The following is a 17,453-nucleotide window of genomic DNA, read 5'->3' on the forward strand; positions in this document are numbered from 1 at the left end:
GCGGGCCGGACGCCGGTGCCCCGGCCCGTTCACGCCTCTGCCGCCCCCGCGAGGTCGAGGGCGGCCGCGACCCGGGCGGCGACCTCCTCGGCGTAGTCGGCGTCCGCGCGGTCGAACGGGCGGCGGGCGGGCGCCCGCAGGAAGGTGGCGACCCCGAGGGTGCGACCCCGGCTGCGGAGCACCACGCACAGTCCGTGGACCGTGCCGTCCGGCCAGTTGCGGGCGGCCGCCCAGCCCTCGGCCGGGGCCGGTCCCGCGGTGGCCCGTACCGAGCCGCACCGCGCGTACGCCTGGAGCGCCGGATGGCCCGGGACGTAGGCCACCGGGATGCCGGTCGGCGGGACGGCCTCCGAGGGGCCGGGCGCGCCCGCCGGGGAGGCCAGCGCCCGTACCAGCCGCGGCGCCGCGGTACCGGTCCCGCCGTCCTCGGTGGGCGGCGAATCCGCGGCCCAGGCGGCGTCCGCGTCCACCGCGCCGTACGGGGCCGGGCCCGGGGTGCGGGCGAGGTCGACCAGGGCGTGGTCGGCGAAGCCCGCCAGGGCGAAGTCAAGATGGACGGCGGCGGCCTCGGCCGGGTCGGGGCACTCGGCGGCGGCCCGGCCCGCGCGGTGCAGCTGGTGGGCGCGGAAGCGCAGCAGGGAGCCGTCCTGCTCGGCCCGTTTGAGGTCGGTGACGTCCTGGAAGAGCCAGGCCACACCGAGCGGAACGGGCTCCTCCGCCAGCGGCGAGGCCAGCCGGATGAAACCGCTGCGCCAGCACCGGCGCGGGAGTTCGGCCTCGCCGTCCCGCAGCGTCACCCACACCTCCGCGACGGCCGGCGGCGTGCCCTCGGCCAGGACGTGCTGGAAGGCGTTCTCCAGCTCCTCGACGCCCTGGGCCAGCACCTCGCCCAGCGGCCGGCCCAGCAGCGCCGTACGGCCCCTGCCGATGACGCGGGCGGCGTGCGCGTTGACGACCGCGGGGCGCAGGTCTGCGTCGATCAGCACCACGCCCCAGGTGGCCTCCTCGAAGAGCGCCTCGCTGAGTGCCACGGCCCGCTCCAGGTCGAGCTGGGTGTGCGACTCGCCGAAGGCGCAGTACGCCCCGGCGACCCGCCCGTCCGGGGCGTGCACGGCGGAGGACTGGGTGCGCACCAGGACGCGGTGGCCGTCCTTGGCCAGCAGGGCGAAGTCGTGCACCTGGCGGCCCGGGGCGCGCATGGCGGCCGCCAGCGCGGACTGCACGCCGTCGGCGTCCTCCGCGCGGACCGCCCACCCCTTCAGGCCGGGGCGGCCGACCGCCTCCTCGGCGGTCCACCCGAGGATGCGCGCGGCCTCGTGGTTCCAGTGGGTGACCGTGCCGTCCGCGGCGAAGGCCATCAGGGCGGCGTCCATGCCGTCCAGGAGGGCGGCGAGCAGTCCGGAGTCGTCGGTGTCCGGGGGCCGGTCGGGCTCGGCGCCGGCGCCGGACCGCGGCGCCCCGGGGGTCGCCTGCCCCGGCCCGTCCTCCGTGCCGGGCGGCCCGGCGGCGGAAGGCCGTTGCGACGACGAGGCCGACGAGGCAGAAGAAGCTGACGAGGCAGTCACTGGCACCCCTTACGAACGCGGCCGCGCATGCTCCACGTGGGGTCATTCAACTGGAACGTGACGTGGAGCACACCCCATTCGCGGAAATCGCCGCCAGGGGATTCCGGCCCCGGAAAAAACCGGTTGTGCGGCGCCGGGGCGGTTCCTAACGTGTGGGGTACACGAGAAGGGAGGTGGTTCGGCAGATGATTTCGCACCGGACGCGTGAGGTGGCTGCGGGCTAGCAGCCCGACGCTTCACCGAAGTGCAGCGCCGGATTCGCGCATACTGCAGATGCGCAGCCGGCCCAATCCCAAAGCAGTCACCCGACCCGCGGGCTGCCGGTTCGTCCGACCGGCCCTTCGCGCCACCGGCGCGGAGGAAACAGCCCGCGGGTCGCCTGCGTCCACGGCCGGGAACGGCCCCACAGGCGGCCCCTCCGCTACGGCGCGAGGCGCTCCACCCGCCACTGGTCGGCCTCGGGCGCGCCCTCGCGGACGTACCGCAGCCGGTCGTGGAGACGGTTCAGGCGGCCCTGCCAGAACTCGATCGCCTCGGGGGTGACGCGGTAGCCGCCCCAGTGCGGCGGCGCCGGCACCTGCTCACCCTCGGGGTAGCGGGCCGCCAACTCCTCGTAGGCGCGCTCCAGTTCGTCCCGGGAGGCGATCGGTGCGGACTGGTCGCTGGCCCAGGCGCCCAGTTGGGAGCCGTGCGGGCGGGTGCGGAAGTAGGCGGCGGTCTCGTCCCGGCCGATGCGTTCGGCGGTGCCCGTCACGATGACCTGGCGGGCGAGCGGGTACCAGGGGAACAGCAGCGACAGGTGCGGGTTCTCGGCCAGCTCGCGGCCCTTGCGGCTGGTGTAGTTGGTGAAGAAGACAAAGCCGCGCTCGTCGAACGCCTTCAGCAGCACGGTTCTTGAACTGGGCCGGCCGGCGGCGTCCGCCGTCGAGACGACCATGGCGTTCGGCTCGTGCAGACCGGCTGCCGCCGCGTCCTTGAACCAGCGCGCGAACTGGTCGTAGGGGCTCGCGGCGAGATCGTGCTCGGCGATTCCCTCGGCGCGGTAGTGCGCGCGCATGGACGAGGGGTCGGGGGTGTCGGCGGAGGGCATGTCGGCGGGATGCACGGCCTCATCTTGCAGCATCGGCCCCGCGCCGGGCAGCCCGATGGGCCGGAAGTCTGCCCCCCGTCGCCAACGCGTAACCCTCCCGTCGGCAAATCGCCCAGTGTGCCGGATGTCACGCTTCCCCGCTGCTGATGAACCCGCCAAAATCATGGCCCGGCCCACTGTGGCCCTCGGACACCGGAAGCTATCGTGTCCGTCTTCAGGCCGCCGCGGGCAGCACACGTGGCGGCCCGCGCCCGTGGACCGACCACCCCGCGGGCGGAACCGCCGCGTGGCCCCTGCCACGGCGGGGCATCACCGGGGTGACCGGTACGGACCGCGAGCTGCCGCGCAGCCGCGTAGCCGCACCGGCGCCGCAACTGACTCGACCGCACGGCAGCCGGTCACCGGCCGGCTGCCGACCCCATCTTGAGGAGCCGCCTGATGTCCGACTTCGTTCCCGGGCTTGAGGGAGTCGTCGCGTTCGAGACGGAGATCGCCGAACCCGACAAGGAGGGCGGCGCGCTCCGCTACCGCGGGGTGGACATCGAGGATCTCGTCGGGCACGTCTCGTTCGAGAACGTCTGGGGGCTGCTGGTCGACGGGGCGTTCACGCCGGGGCTGCCGCCCGCCGAGCCCTTCCCGATCCCCGTGCACTCGGGTGACATCCGCGTCGACGTGCAGTCCGCACTGGCCATGCTCGCGCCCGTATGGGGCCTGAAACCGCTGCTCGACATCGACGAGCGGACCGCCCGCGACAACCTCGCCCGGGCCGCGGTGATGGCGCTGTCCTACGTTGCCCAGTCCGCCCGCGGCCAGGGCCTGCCGATGGTCCCGCAGAAGGAGATCGACAAGGCCGAGACGGTCGTCGAACGCTTCATGAAGCGCTGGCGCGGGGAGCCCGACCCCAAGCACGTCAAGGCCGTTGACGCCTACTGGACCTCGGCCGCCGAGCACGGCATGAACGCCTCCACGTTCACGGCCCGGGTCGTCGCCTCGACCGGCGCGGACGTCGCCGCGGCGCTGTCCGGCGCGGTCGGCGCCATGTCCGGCCCGCTGCACGGCGGCGCGCCGTCCCGCGTCCTCGGCATGATCGAGGAGATCGAGCGGACCGGCGACGCGGCCGCCTACGTCCGCCGGACGCTGGACAGCGGCGAGCGGCTGATGGGCTTCGGCCACCGCGTCTACCGCGCGGAGGACCCGCGGGCGCGGGTCCTGCGGCGCACCGCCAAGGAACTGGGCGCCCCGCGCTTCGAGGTCGCCGAGGCCCTGGAGAAGGCGGCCCTGGAGGAGCTCCACAACCGCCGCCCGGACCGCGTACTGGCCACCAACGTCGAGTTCTGGGCGGCGATCGTCCTGGACTTCGCGGAGGTCCCGGCGCACATGTTCACGTCCATGTTCACGTGCGCCCGCACGGCGGGGTGGAGCGCGCACATCCTGGAACAGAAGCGGACCGGGCGCCTGGTGCGCCCGTCTGCGCGGTATGTCGGGCCCGGTGCGCGGAGCCCGCGGGTTATTGCCGGCTACGACGGCATTGTTCGTCTCTAGAGCCTGCGTCTCTGGGGCTCGCCCCACGTAGTCGGCTGTCCCGCCGTAGGGGTTCGCCGCGCCTGCGCCTGACGGCGCGCTTCCGGCCCGCTTCGCGGGCTTGTTATCCGCTGCGCGGGGCTTTCGGGTGCGGTGACGGGCCTCCGGGGGTGGTGTGCCGGACTGCTGCGCTTTACGTCCGGCACACCACCCCCTCCGACCCGTCCCCTCCCGTTGGGGGTCATGAAGACGGTGGGTGGGGGCTGAGCCGAGTGGTCCCCTGACGGTCGCTCGTCAAGTGGGCGTCGCCCGTCGGCAGACGGCCACCCATCAGTCCGGAGCCGGCACTTGCCCACCGGGCGCGCGCCCCAGCGCACCTGGAATCCACCCATCAAACGGGAGGGGACGGGTCGGAGGGGCAGGGGTGTTCCGGACGTAAAGCGAAGCAGTCCGGAACACCCCTGCCCCGAAGGCCCGGCACCGCGGCCGAACAGCCCCGCGCAGCGGAATCGCACCGCGGCCGAACAGCCCCGCGCAGCGGCCCCGCGCCGCAGGCGCAAAAACGCGAACCCCGCGGCGGGAAAGCCGACAACGTGGGGCGGGAAGGCGGAGCCTACGGGCGCCCGCCCGACAGCGCGCTGTCGAGGATCGCAGCCCACTGCGCGACAACCCCAACCCGTCGGGCCGAATCATCCGTCAGGAGATTCGCCAGGCCCAGGCCGCGGGCCATGTCCAGGAGGCCCTGGACCGTCTCCCGGACGCCCGGGACGGACTCGTCGGCGGCGAGCAGCGCGACGGCCGTGCGGTGCGCCTCACGGCCCACCCGGGCCTCCAGGGCGGTGACGCGTTCACGGAGCTGCTCCTCGTCGGAGGCCGCCACCCACAGGTGGAGCGCGGCGCGGAAGAGGGGGCCGGTGTAGAGGCCGACCAGTTCCTCGACGATCCGCCGGGTGCGGGCCAGGGAGCCGGCCGGCGGCAGATCGTGTGCCAGGGCGGCCTTCAGCGCGCCCTGCCGCTTCTCCGCGACGTGTTCGACGGCCGCGGTGAAGAGGTCCTCGCGGGTGCGGAAGTGGTGCTGGGCGGCGCCCCGGGAGACGCCCGCCCGCTCGGCGACGACGGAGACCGTGCTGCCGGTCCAGCCGCGTTCGGCGAGGCAGGCGACGGCGGCTTCCAGCAGTTTGAGGCGGGTGGCGCGGCTGCGTTCCTGCTGGGGCTCCTTGGCGCCGCGGGCCGGGGTCAGCGCACCCATGCCGGGTCCCGTCGCTCCAGGAAGGCGGTCATGCCCTCGCGGGCCTCAGGGGAGGCGAAGAGGCGTGCGGACTGTTCGGCGAGCGCGTCGGTGTCGCGGTCGAAGGCGGCCAGCACGTCGGCGGTGACCAGCTTCTTCGACGCGGCGAGGCCCTGCGGGGAGCCCTTGCGGACGCCGTCGAGCAGGGGTGCCAGGCCGGTGTCGACGTCGTCGGCGGCGAGGGTGACGAGGCCGATCCGGGCCGCCTCGGCCGGGCCGAACCGCTCGCCGGTGAGGTAGTAGCGGGCGGCGGCCCGGGCGTCCAGGCGGGGCAGCAGGGGCAGCGAGATCACCGCGGGGGCGAGGCCGAGCCGTGCCTCGGTGAAGGCGAAGGTGGCCTCCGGGCCCGCGACGGAGAGGTCGCAGGCGCCGAGCAGGCCGAGTCCGCCGGCCCGGACGTGGCCGGTGACCCGGGCGACGACCGGTTTGGGCAGCTCCACGAGGGCGCGCAGCAGCCGGGCGAGCCCCAGCGGGCCGTCCTTGGCGTCGCCCGCGGTGGCCTCGGAGAGGTCCGCGCCGGCGCAGAACGTGGTGCCGGTGTGGGTGAGCACCACGGCCCGGACGGCGTCGTCGGCGGCCGCGTCCGCGAGGGCCTGGTGCAGTTCGGCGACCAGGCGGGTGGAGAGGGCGTTGCGGTTGTGCGGCGAGTTGAGGGTGAGGGTGGTGATGCCGCGCTCGTGGGAGCGCTCCACGTCCGTCATGGGGCCGTCGAACTCCTTTCCCCGGCACGGAGTTCGCGCCGGAGGATCTTTCCGGTGGTGGCACAACGTAGGCGATGACCTCGTCGGCGGTGAGCGCGGCCCCCGGGCGGCGCACCAGGAACGCCGGCCCGGTGGAAGCCGTCCCGGCGCACCGCCCGTTCGCTCAGTACGACTTGGGCAGCCCCAGGGACTGGTGGGAGACGTAGTTGAGGATCATCTCCCGGCTGACGGGGGCGATCCGCGCCACCCGGGCGGCGGTGATCAGTGACGCCAGCCCGTATTCCCGGGTGAGGCCGTTGCCGCCCAGGGTGTGCACGGCCTGGTCGACGGTGTGCACCGCGGCCTCGGCCGCCGCGTACTTGGCCATGTTGGCGGCCTCGCCGGCGGCCGTGTCGTCACCGGCGTCGTAGAGCAGCGCCGCCTTGCGCATCATCAGCGCGGCCAGTTCCAGTTCGATGTGGCACTGGGCGAGCGGGTGGGCGAGGGCCTGGTGGGCGCCGATCGGCTCCTTCCAGACCTGGCGGGTGCGGGCGTAGTCGACGGCCCTGGCCAGTGCGTAGCGGCCCATGCCGAGGGCGAACGCGGCGGTCATGATGCGTTCGGGGTTGAGGCCGGCGAAGAGCTGGAGCAGTCCGGAGTCCTCTCCTCCATTGCCGGATGCATGGTAGGGGCCCCCGCCCACGAGGGCGTCGGCGGGCAGCCGCACCGCGTCCAGGGTCAGCTCGAACTGCTTCTCCGGGGCGGCCAGTTCCATCGGGACGGGTCGGCGGCCGAAGCCGGGAGTCTCGCGCGGGACGATGAACAGGCAGGGCTTGAGCTTTCCGGTACGGGCGTCCTCGGTGCGGCCGACGATCAGTGTCGCGTCGGCGATGTCCACCCCGGAGACGAAGATCTTCCGCCCGTTCAGGATCCAGTCCCCGCCCTCCTTGTGGGCGGTGGTGGTGATCCGGTGGGAGTTGGAGCCGGCGTCCGGTTCGGTGATGCCGAAGGCCATCTTGCGGCTGCCGTCGGCCAGTCCGGGCAGCCAGGCGCGCTTCTGCTCCTCGGTGCCGAAGCGGGCGATGACGGTGCCGCAGATCGCCGGCGAGACCACCAGCATGAGGAGAGGGCAGCCGGCCGCACCCAACTCCTCTAGGACAATGGCCAGTTCGGTGATGCCCGCGCCTCCGCCGCCGTACTCCTCGGGGAGGTTGACGCCGAGGTAGCCGGCCTTGGCGGCCTCCTGCCAGAGCGCGTCGGTGTGGGCGCCCTCGGCGACGACGGTGGTGAAGTACTCCCGGCCGTAGCGCCTGCCGAGCGCGGCGACGGCCGCGCGGAGGGCGCGGTGTTCCTCGGACTCGATCACGGGGTTCACGGGGTTGCTCAGGGCGTTGCTCATGGCGTTGCTCGTGGCCTTGCTCATGACGGCTCCTGGGGCGGTGTATGAGTGCCTGTGGGATGGCGGGTGACGAGCGCGGCGCGGATGCCCGTCGCGTGGCGCATGGCGCCAGGTCAGTCGGCGACGACGGCGAGCAGGGTGCCCACCTCGACCTGCCGGCCGGTCCGGACGGGAAGGGCGGTCAGGGTGCCGGCCGCCGGTGCGGTGATCCTGTGCTCCATCTTCATGGCCTCCAGCCACAGCAGCGGCTGGCCGGCCTCGACGCGGTCGCCCTCGGCCAGCCCGTCCGCGATCCGGACGACGGTGCCGGGCATCGGGGCGAGCAGCGAACCGGGCTCCGTACGGGCCGCGGGGTCGGGAAAACGGGGCAGCGCGGTGAACGTGCGGGCGCCGAGCGCCGAGTCGACGTGGACCCGGTCGTCGCCGTAGCGGGCGACCGCGAACGTCCGGCGCAGCCCGTCGACGTCCAGCACCACCTCGTCCGCGGCCAGGGCGACCAGCCGGACGCCGGGGAAGTCCTCGGCGGTCAGCCCGTCGCGCCCGAGCCGGTAGCGGATCTCGTGGATGGTGTCCGCGCGGGCGTAGCGCTTGGTCTGCGGGCCGGCCGGGAGGTTGCGGAAGCCCCCGAAGCGGGAGCGGCCGTGCGCGTCGGCGAGCGCGGCGGCCAGCGCGCTCAGGGCGTCGCCGGCGGTATCCGGTGTGGTGAGGGCGGCGAGGTTGCGGTCGTAGAAGCCGGTGTCGAGCCCGGTGGCGGTGGCGAACTCGGGGTGCCGCAGGGAGCGGACCAGCAGCTCGCGGTTGGTGACCGGGCCGTGTATCCGGGCCCGTTCCAAGGCGCCCGCCAGCTTGCGGACGGCCTCGGCGCGGGTCGGCGCCCAGGCGATCACCTTGGCCAGCATCGGGTCGTAGTGGACGGTGACGGTGTCGCCGTCGGTCACCCCGGAGTCCAGCCGGACGCCGTCCGGTACGGCGAGGTGCCGCACGGTGCCGGTCTGCGGCTGCCAGCCGGCCTCCGGGTCCTCCGCGTAGAGCCGGGCCTCGACGGCGTGGCCGTGCGGTTCGGGCAGCTCGGCGGGGAGCGGGCGGCCCTCGGCGACCGCGATCTGGAGGGCCACCAGGTCCAGCCCGTATATCTCCTCGGTGACCGGGTGCTCCACCTGGAGGCGGGTGTTCATCTCCAGGAAGTAGCCGCGGCCGTCGGCCGACACCAGGAACTCGACGGTGCCCGCGCCCCGGTAGCCGATGGCCCGTGCGGCCTGGGCGGCGGACCGGAGCAGGGTGTCCCGGAGCGCGTCGGGCAGCCCTGGGGCCGGGGCCTCCTCGACGACCTTCTGATGGCGGCGCTGGAGCGAGCAGTCCCGGGTGCCGAGCGTCCAGACGTCGCCGTGCGCGTCGGCGAGGACCTGCACCTCGACATGGCGCCCGCCCTCCACATAGGGCTCGACGAATACCTCACCGTCCCCGAACGCGGCCGCAGCCTCTGCCCGCGCTGCACTCAACTCCCCTTCCAAAGCAGCCAGTTCGCGTACGATCCGCATGCCGCGCCCGCCGCCGCCGGCCGCCGCCTTCACCAGCAGCGGCAGGTCCCCGGCGGCGGCCGCGGCCGGATCGACCGGGGCCGGCAGCGGCACCCCGGCCGCCGCCATCAGCTCCTTGGCACGGGTCTTGGAGGCCATCGCCTCGATGGCGGCCGGCGGCGGCCCGATCCACACCAGCCCCGCGTCCGCCACCGCCGCGGCGAACGCTGCGCTCTCGGAGAGGAACCCGTACCCCGGGTGGACCGCGTCCGCCCCGGCCGCCAGCGCCGCCTTCACCAGCAGCTCACCGCGCAGATAGGTGTCCGCGGGCGCCTCCCCGGGCAGCCGGACCGCGACGTCCGCGTCCCGTACGTGCGCGGCGTGCGCGTCCGCGTCGGAGTACACCGCGACGGTGGCGATGCCCAGTTCACGGCAGGTGCGGAAGATGCGGCGGGCGATCTCGCCACGGTTGGCGACGAGCACCGAACGGATCTCCGCGGGGTCCGTCGTCCCGGTCGTGGCCACAGCCCCGGCCCCGGCCCCGGAATCGCTGGTCGTCACAGGAATCCCCTCCCTCACATCCGGAAGACGCCGAAGCCGCCCCGCGCGCCCTCGACCGGCGCGGTGTGCACGGCGGACAGGCACAGGCCGAGGACGGTGCGGGTGTCGCGCGGGTCGATGACGCCGTCGTCGTACAGCCGCCCGGACAGGAACATCGGCAGTGACTCGGCCTCGATCTGCTGCTCCACCATGGCGCGCAGCGCCGCGTCGCCCTCCTCGTCGTACGGCTGCCCCTTCGCTTCGGCGGAGGCGCGGGCCACGAGGGAGAGCACCCCGGCGAGCTGCTGCGGCCCCATCACCGCCGACTTGGCGCTCGGCCAGGCGAACAGGAACCGCGGGTCGTAGGCCCGTCCGCACATCCCGTAGTGCCCGGCCCCGTACGAGGCGCCCATCAGGACGGAGAGATGCGGCACCCGGGAATTGGACACCGCGTTGATCATCATCGCGCCGTGCTTGATGATGCCGCCCTGCTCGTACTCCCTGCCGACCATGTACCCGGTGGTGTTGTGCAGGAAGAGGAGCGGGATGTCCCGCTGGTTGGCCAGCTGGATGAACTGGGCGGCCTTCTGGGACTCCGCGCTGAACAGCACGCCCCGGGCGTTGGCGAGGATCCCGACGGGGTAGCCGTGCAGTTCCGCCCACCCGGTCGCCAGGCTCGCCCCGTACAGCGGCTTGAACTCGTCGAAGTCCGAGCCGTCGACGATCCGGGCGATCACCTCGCGCGGGTCGAAGGGGGCCCTGAGGTCGCCGGGGACGATGCCCAGCAGCTCCTCCTCGTCGTACTCCGGCGGCGCGGCCGGGCCCGGATCGGCGTACGCCTTACGCCAGTTGAGGCGCGCCACCACCCGTCGCGCCTGCCGCAGCGCGTCGGGCTCGTCCACCGCGAAGTAGTCGGCCAGCCCCGACGTGCGGGCGTGCATCTCCGCCCCGCCCAGCGCCTCGTCGTCGCTCTCCTCGCCGGTCGCCATCTTCACCAGCGGCGGCCCCCCGAGGAAGACCTTGGCCCGCTCCTTCACCATGATCACGTGGTCGGACATCCCGGGGACGTACGCGCCGCCGGCCGTCGAGTTGCCGAAGACCACCGCGACCGTCGGAATCCCGGCCGCCGACAGCCGCGTCAGGTCCCTGAAGAGCGCCCCGCCGGGGATGAAGATCTCCTTCTGACTGGGCAGGTCGGCACCGCCGGACTCCACCAGGCTGACCACCGGCAGCCGGTTGGCGAACGCGATCTCGTTGGCCCGCAGCGCCTTCTTCAGCGTCCACGGATTGCTCGCCCCGCCGCGCACCGTCGGGTCGTTGGCGGTGATCAGGCACTCCACGCCCTCGATCACCCCGAGGCCGGTGACCAGCGACGCGCCCACCGCGTAGTCGCTGCCCCAGCCGGCCAGCGGCGACAGCTCCAGGAACGGCGTATCGGGGTCCAGCAGCAGTTCGATCCGCTCCCGGGCCGGCAGCTTGCCCCGCGCGCGGTGCCGGGCGACGTACTTCTCCCCGCCGCCGGCCAGCGCCCTGGCGTGCTCGCCGGCCACCTCCCCGAGCTTCTCCAGCATCGCCGCCCGCCGCTCGGCGTACTCGGCACCGGCCGTGTCCAGCGCGCTCCGCAGGACGGTCAAAGCAGCACCTCCGGTATCTCCACGTAACGGGAGCGCAGCCACTCCCCCAGCGCCTTGGCCTGCGGGTCGAAGCGTGCCTGCGAGGCGACGCCCGCCCCCAGCAGCCCCTCGACGGTGAAGTTCAGCGCCCGCAGGTTGGGCAGCACCTCGCGGCACACCGCCAAACCGGCGGATTCCGGGATGAGTTGGCGGAACCTGGCGACCGTCAGCTCGTGCGCGAGCCACCACCATGCCTCGTCCGTCCGGGCCCACACCCCGACGTTGGCCGAGCCACCCTTGTCGCCGCTGCGCGCCCCGGCGACGAGCCCCAGGGGCGCCCTACGGGTCGACCCCGCCGGCAACGGGACTGGAAGCTCCCCTTCCACGACATCGTGTTCCACGGCCTCCGGCTCGTCCGCCGATGCGGGCCCGGGCGACGCGGGCCCGGGCGACGCAATCTCCACCCGCTCCCCATCCGGCAGCACCGCCACCTGCCGCACCTCCTCCGCCGGCACATACGCCGCCTCGAACACCCCGTACGGGGCGCCCTTCCCCGGCGGCGCCGTCACATGGAAGCCCGGGTAGCTGGCCAGCGCCAGCTCGACCGCGGCTCCGCTGACGGCCCGCCCGACGGCCTCGGCGTCCGGGTCGCGCACCACCAGCCGCAGCAGCGCACTCGCCTCCTCCTGAACCCCCGCATCGGCGTGATCGGTCCGCGCCAGCGTCCAACTCACCTCCCCCGGCCTTCTCTTGAGCCGCGCCAGCTCGCCTTCCACCTGCCCGCGCACCAGCTCGGCCTTGGCCTCGATGCCGAGGCCGGTGAGCACGAACACCACCTCGTTGCGCCAGCCGCCCATCCGGGTCAGTCCGACCTTCAGCGTCGCCGGCGGCGCCTCGCCCCGCACCCCGTCGATCCGCACCCGGTCCGGCCCGTCCGCCGCGAGCCGTACGGTGTCCAGCCGCGCTGTGACGTCCGGACCCGGATAGCGCGCGCCGGCCGTCTCGTAGAGCAGCTGGGCGGTCACCGTCCCCACCGTCACCGCGCCCCCGGTCCCGGAGTGCTTGGTGATCACCGCGCTGCCGTCCGCGCGGACCTCGGCCAGCGGAAACCCCGGCCGCCGCAGGTCCCCCAACTCCCCCAACTCCTCGAAGAACGCGTAGTTCCCGCCCGTCGCCTGCGCCCCGCACTCCAGCACATGCCCCGCGACCACCGCCCCCGCCAGCCGGTCGTAGTCGTCCGCCGCCCAGCCGAAGTGCGCCGCGGCCGGCCCGCTGACCAGCGCCGCGTCCGTCACCCGCCCGGTGACCACGACATCCGCCCCGGCCCGCAGACACGCCGCGATTCCCGCCCCGCCCAGATAGGCGTTGGCGGTCAGCACCCCCTCACCCCACCCCCGCCCCACCAGGTCGTCCCCCTCGACGTGCGCGACCCGCACCGGGACCCCGACCCGTACGCTCAACTCCCGTACCGCATCCGCCAGTCCGGCCGGATTGAGCCCACCCGCGTTCGTCACGATCTTCACGCCCCGCCCGACGGCGAGCCCCAGCCCCTCCTCCAGCTGCCGCAGAAACGTCCTGGCGTACCCCAGCCGCGGGTCCTTCAGCCGGTCCCGCCCGAGGATCAGCATCGTCAGCTCGGCCAGATAGTCCCCGGTCAGCACGTCCAGCGGCCCACCGGTCAGCATCTCCCGCACGGCCTCGAACCGGTCCCCGTAGAAGCCGGACGCGTTGCCGATCCGCAGCGGCTCCCCGGCCCCGGGTCCGGCCGTTGCCGCACCTGGCCCGGTCATCGCCGCCGCCGGCCCGTCATCGCCGCACCCGGCCCCGTCATCGCCGCACCTGGCCCGGCGCCCGCCCCGCCCCCGCCGGCCCGGCGAAGGACTGTGCGATGCCCAACCACCGCTCGGCGTCCGCCCCAACGGCCACCAGGGAGACATCGTCCCGGTGCGCCCGCTGCGTCACCAGCAGGCAGAAGTCCAGCGCCGTCCCGCTCACCCGCTGCGCCGCGCTCTCCGGCCCGAACGCCCACGCCTCGCCGCCCGGCCCCGTCAGCTCGACCCGGAACTCCTCCCCCGGCGGCGTCAGCCCGTGCACCGCATACGCGAAGTCCCTGGCCCGCACCCCGATCCGGGCCACATGCCGCAACCGGGCGGTCGGCACTCGCCGCACCCCCAGCGCATCCGCCACGTCCTGCCCGTGCGCCCAGGTCTCCATCAGTCGCCCGGTGGCCATCGACGCCACGCTCATCGGCGGCCCGTACCAGGGCAGTTTCCCGCCTTGGGGCTGCGCCGCCAGCACCTCCAGCAGCTCGGCCCGGCTCGCCCGCCACCGCGCGAGCAGCTGCTCCGGAGGGATGCCCGCCCCGCGCTCGGCCCCCTCGTCCACAAACGTGTCGGGCGAGGTCAGCGCCGCCTTCGCCTCCCGCCCGAACCCCTCGGGATCGACCGCCGACTGCACGGCCCGCTCGTCCGTCCACAGCAGATGCGCGATCTGATGCGCGATGCTCCATCCGGCGGCCGGCGTCGCCCGCCCCCACTCCGCCGCCGGCAGCCCCGCCACCAGCCCGTCCACTTCCTCACCCTCGGCCCGCAGGTCCGCCAGGACCTCACGAACCTCCCGCGGATCGGCCATCGCGCGCTCTCCTCATCCACGCCGTACGCCCATGTCCCTTATGCGCAGGGCACATTGACACTTCGTCACGCTGCCAGCTGTTGCGGTGATGCGAGCACCGAGAGTGGCAGCACCCCTAGAAACAATCAAGCACGCCTGCATGATTTCTTGCCACGCCGCGCCCGGCTACCGGGCAACTCCCCACCCCGCGAATGCCCCAGCCACACGCCAATTCCATGACTTCGGGACCAAAGTCCCTATGTGCGGCGGAAGATCGTCGATTGCATTGCTCCCCAAGACATACCCCCTGTTCCGCCCCCTCGGATTGGGCCCCTCATGAGCCATGTCTCCAGACGGCGCCTCCTCGCCGCCGTCCCCGTCGCCGGCCTCGCGGCGGCCGTCCCCGTCTCCCTCGCGACCGCGGGCTCCGCACTCGCGGCCCCCAAACAGCCGAACGCCCCTCAAGCCGCCCCGCAGCGCAAGGCGGCCACCCGCTCGCTCCAGGAGATCACGGACGCGTGGGGCGCCTGGATGGCCCGGGAACGCTTCCCCGGCTCCCACGGCTGCCGCTTCACCGCCTCCACGGACTACGGACAGCGCGGCGAGCTGGGCGCCTACCACAAGTACCAGGTGAGCACGGAGTACCGCGGCATCACCTACGACCCCAAGGCCCCATCGCCCATACCGGGCCAGGTCAGCTCCGTCACCACCAACTACCGCAACGGCTCCGCCGTCGAGCAGCAGGTCACCTACAAGCAGAGCAAGACGACCGAGCAGGACCTGCGCATCTCCGTGACCGAGTCGCTGAAGATCGGCGTCTCCATGGAGGTCTCGGCCGAAATCCCGGCCGTGGCCAAGGTGTCCGAGACCACGTCGATCGAGACCAACCTCTCCTCGACCCAGGAGTACACCCACAAGGAGACCCAGAACTGGGGCGTCGACCTCCCGCTGAAGATCCCGGCCAAGTCGGTCATCGAGGCGTCCCTGGTCATCGGCACCCAGAAGTACGACATCGACTGGACGGCCACGGTAGGCATGTCGGGGGCCGTGGCGATCTGGTTCAACGACAAGGTCGATCTCAACCACGACGGTGACTACCACTGGCTGTGGTTCGTCCCCATCGAGGAGGTGTTCCGCGACTGCCGCGCCCACGGCATCGCCGACACCACCGGCTACGAGATCACCGGCAGCGGCGTGGACGCCTTCGCCGGCGGGAAGTTCGGCGGCGGCCAGGGCGTCTCCGTCAACGTCAACGTCGTCCAGAAGGACCTCGACGGCCGCACCAAGCGCAGCGCCCCCCAGTCCATCCCGGTCCCCCTCACCCAGAACGGCAAGCGCGCCGTCCACGCCGGCCGCTGACCAGCCCGGCCGAGTCCCGCCCTGACCCCACCCACAGAGCCCCCGCACCCGTCTCCCTGGATTTCGAGGCGACGGGTGCGGTGGTGGGTCTGCCCTATCCCAGATACGGCATCGGCCGGTCCTCCAGGAAGTGTTGGAGCCGTAGCCGCTGGGTGTGATGCATGGGAAGCGTGTCCAGTTCGCCTGGCTCCACGAAGCGGACTTCCGTACTCTCGTCGGAGACGGTCAGCGAGCCGCCGACGATACGCGCTCGAAAGCACACATTGAACTGCCGCCTTACCTCCCCGTCGCTGTACGCGATGATGTGGCGCGGATCGGTGTACGTACCGATCAGTCCCGTGATCTCCACGTCGTAGCCGGTCTCTTCCTTGACCTCCCGCACGGCCGTTCCCGGTAGCGAGTCGGTCATGTCCATTCCGCCGCCCGGCAGCGCCCAGAGGTCATTGTCCCGGCGGCGCTGTAGCAGAATTCGGCCTTTGTCGTCGGTCACGACCGCTGAGGCGGCGACGACGAGACTGTTCGGCTTCGGCGCGTTGGGGTCCTCGTAGTACTCGATGCGTGCCAATTTCTAGCCTTCCTGCGCAGGAGTTGCCTGGCCCCATACGGCATTGAAGCTCTCCGCATAGCGATCGAATATCCCGCCGTCGCTGTGGCGCCGCAGGTGCCACACGGGTGCGCCGTACGCGTTTACGCCCCAGGCGTGCGCGTTGACCAACATCTGATCGTCGCTGCGGTAGAGGCTGTTGTAGAGGGTTGTGCCGTGCGTCCGCAGTTCGATCCCAGACACCCCGAGCAATGACCGGTAATGCAGGAGCGCGAGTCGACAGCGCGATTCGATCCCGTGGCCAAACCGTTCTTCCCTCCCTCGCCGTTTGACGTTCTCACTGTCGGCGTCACCAATGGCGATTCGGACGGTGCACCCCTCGGCGGCCCGCTCTCGCAGGAGGTCGTTCAGACGCGGATATGCCTCATGCAGGAAGACCGCCGCGTAGACCAGAACATCGATGTGCTCACCTGCTTGGGCGAACAAATCCACGTACGTGGAAACAGGGACATCGGCCCGTTGGTCGTACAGCGCGACCAGTTCGGGACTGACCGCCCGTGCAGAGCGGGCCTGCCTGAGCGCCGGCCACAGCGCATACACATCTTCCCCCAACGCCTCGGCTGCCTTGAGCGCGGTTGCTCGCCTGGGCGTGCGTCCGAGGTTGACCCACCGTTCAACACTCTTGGGATCAACGCTGGTTGCCTTGGCCAGGTCTGAGTGCGTCCACCCTTTGGACGCCAGGACGGCCCGCAGACGCTCATTCCGCATAGTCAGTGTCACCCCGCGCGTTGGGACGTTGCCAGGGACGTTCTACCCACTGCGGGACGTCCCGAAGTGGGAAACGTACGACGTTCCTACGTCCTGGTGGAGGGCGCGAAGATCGCTCCCATGACCGAGCCAACGAGATACGCCGCAGCACCGGTTGTACTGCCTTTACGCCTGGACCTGGAGCCCGCGCCCGTAGACGGTTGCGACGTGTGCACGGCGCTGGCCAAGCACCGGGCGGAGGCACGGAAGCGCGGAGACAGGTCGGCGGCGTCCGATTGCAACGTCGAGATGCGCCGTCACCCCGGTCACCCCGACACCAAGTTGGAAGAGATGGTGTCCGCTCTGCCGATATGCGCCGATGCCTTGCAGGATGCGGTCGGTGAGGCCCCGGAGCATCCGGAGGGCGCGTCACCCGCGTCGTAAGACCCCCGCGAGTGAACCCTCGCAGGGGCTGTCCTCTCAGGGACCGGCCGACGGGTCGCTCCGGGCGCGCATCGATGCCGCGCCCAGAGCGGTGCCTTCGCTACTCGTCGCCGTCGTAGTGCTCGTACCGGCCGTGATGGCTCACGATGCCTTCGGACATGGCGGCACCTCCTCTCCGCACGTGCGGGTGAGTAATACCTATGGACGCACCCCGCTCCTGCTGCGGCAACACGTGAGTCGGTCATTCCGCTGAGCGAAGTGATACCGGCTACTGGGATGGCAGGGGAATGCGGCACTGCGACCGGCCAGGGAAACAGCGGCTCCGGGATGCAGAGGACCGACCATGCGCACCGACCCACCGGCATCGGCCCTCTCCCGCCCCTCTCCCACCCACCCACGGGAGGGGACGGGTCGGAGGGGCAGGGGTGTGCCGGACGTAAAGCGAAGCAGTCCGGCACACCCCTGCCCCGGAGGCCCGTCACCGCACCCGACAGCCCCGCGCAGCGGACAACAAAGCAAGCGCCGCCAGGCGCAAA

The 17,453-nt window shown here is 72.6% G+C and carries 13 protein-coding genes; 2 read left to right on the forward strand and 11 right to left on the reverse strand.

Annotated features, from left to right (window positions below; all coding sequences use genetic code 11):
- Positions 1 to 29: 29 nt before the first annotated feature.
- On the reverse strand, positions 30 to 1,373 hold the full coding sequence (locus ACRAS8_RS14255) for a PAS domain-containing protein (RefSeq protein ID WP_438490478.1): 1,344 nt from the start codon (positions 1,371 to 1,373) through the stop codon (positions 30 to 32).
- A 613-nt stretch (positions 1,374 to 1,986) separates the two neighbouring features.
- On the reverse strand, positions 1,987 to 2,622 hold the full coding sequence (gene pdxH / locus ACRAS8_RS14260; protein ID WP_438490479.1) for a pyridoxamine 5'-phosphate oxidase: 636 nt from the start codon (positions 2,620 to 2,622) through the stop codon (positions 1,987 to 1,989).
- A 471-nt stretch (positions 2,623 to 3,093) separates the two neighbouring features.
- Here pdxH and ACRAS8_RS14265 point away from each other — a divergent pair, with 471 nt between their 5' ends.
- A complete protein-coding gene (locus tag ACRAS8_RS14265; RefSeq protein WP_438486433.1) occupies positions 3,094 to 4,197 on the forward strand; it encodes a citrate synthase 2 in 1,104 nt (367 codons plus the stop codon).
- 592 nt (positions 4,198 to 4,789) lie between these two features.
- Here ACRAS8_RS14265 and ACRAS8_RS14270 read toward each other — a convergent pair.
- The 7 genes from ACRAS8_RS14270 to ACRAS8_RS14300 form a co-directional block, all read right to left on the reverse strand.
- Positions 4,790 to 5,425: a TetR/AcrR family transcriptional regulator gene (locus ACRAS8_RS14270; protein WP_438486434.1), complete on the reverse strand. Its 636-nt coding sequence runs from the start codon at positions 5,423 to 5,425 to the stop codon at positions 4,790 to 4,792.
- Entirely contained in the window at positions 5,413 to 6,165 is a 753-nt protein-coding gene (locus ACRAS8_RS14275; RefSeq protein WP_438486435.1) for an enoyl-CoA hydratase family protein, read from the reverse strand. Before ACRAS8_RS14275 ends, ACRAS8_RS14270 begins: the two co-directional genes overlap by 13 nt.
- 163 nt (positions 6,166 to 6,328) lie before the next feature.
- Complete coding sequence (locus ACRAS8_RS14280; RefSeq protein WP_438490480.1) at positions 6,329 to 7,543, reverse strand: acyl-CoA dehydrogenase family protein; 1,215 nt, start codon at positions 7,541 to 7,543, stop codon at positions 6,329 to 6,331.
- Positions 7,544 to 7,656: 113 nt separating this feature from the next.
- Positions 7,657 to 9,585 (reverse strand): acetyl/propionyl/methylcrotonyl-CoA carboxylase subunit alpha, encoded by a 1,929-nt coding sequence (locus ACRAS8_RS14285; RefSeq protein WP_438490481.1) that lies wholly within the window; start codon positions 9,583 to 9,585, stop codon positions 7,657 to 7,659.
- A 50-nt stretch (positions 9,586 to 9,635) separates the two neighbouring features.
- Positions 9,636 to 11,234, reverse strand: coding sequence for an acyl-CoA carboxylase subunit beta (locus ACRAS8_RS14290; RefSeq protein ID WP_438486436.1), 1,599 nt, complete (start codon positions 11,232 to 11,234; stop codon positions 9,636 to 9,638).
- Entirely contained in the window at positions 11,231 to 13,003 is a 1,773-nt protein-coding gene (locus tag ACRAS8_RS14295; protein ID WP_438486437.1) for an acyclic terpene utilization AtuA family protein, read from the reverse strand. Before ACRAS8_RS14295 ends, ACRAS8_RS14290 begins: the two co-directional genes overlap by 4 nt.
- 37 nt (positions 13,004 to 13,040) lie before the next feature.
- Complete coding sequence (locus tag ACRAS8_RS14300) at positions 13,041 to 13,844, reverse strand: TIGR03084 family metal-binding protein (RefSeq protein WP_438486438.1); 804 nt, start codon at positions 13,842 to 13,844, stop codon at positions 13,041 to 13,043.
- Positions 13,845 to 14,159: 315 nt separating this feature from the next.
- On the opposite strand from ACRAS8_RS14300, the gene ACRAS8_RS14305 reads away from it, so the two are divergent.
- Positions 14,160 to 15,182: an ETX/MTX2 family pore-forming toxin gene (locus tag ACRAS8_RS14305; RefSeq protein ID WP_438486439.1), complete on the forward strand. Its 1,023-nt coding sequence runs from the start codon at positions 14,160 to 14,162 to the stop codon at positions 15,180 to 15,182.
- 94 nt (positions 15,183 to 15,276) lie between these two features.
- Here the strand turns inward: ACRAS8_RS14305 and ACRAS8_RS14310 are convergent, their stop codons facing one another.
- Together ACRAS8_RS14310 and ACRAS8_RS14315 are read right to left on the reverse strand one after the other, a co-directional pair.
- Complete coding sequence (locus ACRAS8_RS14310; RefSeq protein WP_438486440.1) at positions 15,277 to 15,747, reverse strand: NUDIX hydrolase; 471 nt, start codon at positions 15,745 to 15,747, stop codon at positions 15,277 to 15,279.
- 3 nt (positions 15,748 to 15,750) lie between these two features.
- Positions 15,751 to 16,494, reverse strand: a complete 744-nt coding sequence (locus tag ACRAS8_RS14315) for a helix-turn-helix domain-containing protein (protein WP_438486441.1) — start codon at positions 16,492 to 16,494, stop codon at positions 15,751 to 15,753.
- Positions 16,495 to 17,453 lie beyond the last annotated feature (959 nt).

The sequence above is a fragment of the Streptomyces sp. S186 genome, from assembly GCF_051603415.1.
In the GTDB taxonomy this organism is placed as follows: Bacteria; Actinomycetota; Actinomycetes; order Streptomycetales; family Streptomycetaceae; genus Streptomyces.